This window comes from Ferroplasma sp. Type II (assembly GCF_000496155.1).
In genome coordinates, this window is sequence record NZ_KI542856.1 from 1 (window position 1) to 1,066 (window position 1,066).

2 protein-coding genes are annotated in these 1,066 nt (G+C 29.7%); one reads left to right on the forward strand and one right to left on the reverse strand.

Features of this window, described 5'->3' with window-relative positions:
* Positions 1-306: aldo/keto reductase (locus AMDU4_RS14005; protein WP_290705625.1), on the reverse strand; the 306-nt coding region annotated here is incomplete at its 3' end.
* Positions 307-491: 185 nt separating this feature from the next.
* On the opposite strand from AMDU4_RS14005, the gene AMDU4_RS14010 reads away from it, so the two are divergent.
* A partial coding sequence (locus tag AMDU4_RS14010) for an RNA-guided endonuclease TnpB family protein (protein ID WP_290705628.1) occupies positions 492-1,066 on the forward strand: 575 nt, incomplete at its 3' end.

Consider the following 1,066-nt stretch of genomic DNA (forward strand, 5'->3'; position numbering starts at 1 on the left):
ACGGTCAAGAGCCTTTTCCACCGATTTTGGTGATAGATGTGTTGGAAAAACCTTCGTTGCCAGAAATAGTTCATCCCTTTTGTACTGTTTTATCACAGAACCAATTATTTTTTCTGTTCTGTAGAGCTCTGCGGTATCTATAAGGTTAATTCCATTGTCTATTCCTGATTTGATAGCATCAACCTTCTGTTCTTTGCCTGAGTATATGCCCAAATAGGTCTTGAATATCCATCTCACATCGTAGTAAGTCCCCATGCCTATAGCCGAAGTTTTGAATGAACTATTGCCGAACTCTTTGTACATCATTAAATTCATAATGTCAATCACCATTTAAATATATTATTGAAGAAATATGTTACAACCTCTTTTAACATATAAGCGGGAAGTTCCCTTTCGTTAGGGAGGGGATGAAAGCGCAAATTTTATAGTTTATTAAGTTATTATACAATATATTTTAAAAGAATATGTAGACTCACAGGAGGCAAAAAGGCATGAGGGCTTATAAATTCAGAATATACCCGAATAAAGAGCAAATCAAAAAGATAGATTATATTCTTGATTTATCCCATAATTTATACAATGCAATGTTAGAACAGAGAAAGATGGCATATGAATTAAAGAAGGATTTTTATTATAATATAAATGTTAATTATACATACCAGCAGAATCAATTACCAGAGTTAAAAAATGAATTCCCTGAATATAAATATATATATTCACAGGTACTTCAGGATGTTGCAAATAGGTTAGACAAAGCATATGATAATTTCTTTAGAAGAATAAATGAAAAGGAAAAAGGTAAAAAAATAAAAGCAGGTTTTCCAAGATTTAAATCAAAGAAAGTATACAAATCATTTACATATACACAATCTGGATTTGAAATATTAGATAAAACACATTTAAAATTATCAAAAATAGGAAAAATAAGAATGTTCAAGCATAGAGAAATCAATGGAGAAATAAAGGGATTAACAATAAAAAGGGAGAATACAGGAAAATACTATGCTATATTCACTGTTAATGAAAATAATAATATAAATTATTCACTGATTCCTGATAAACCAGT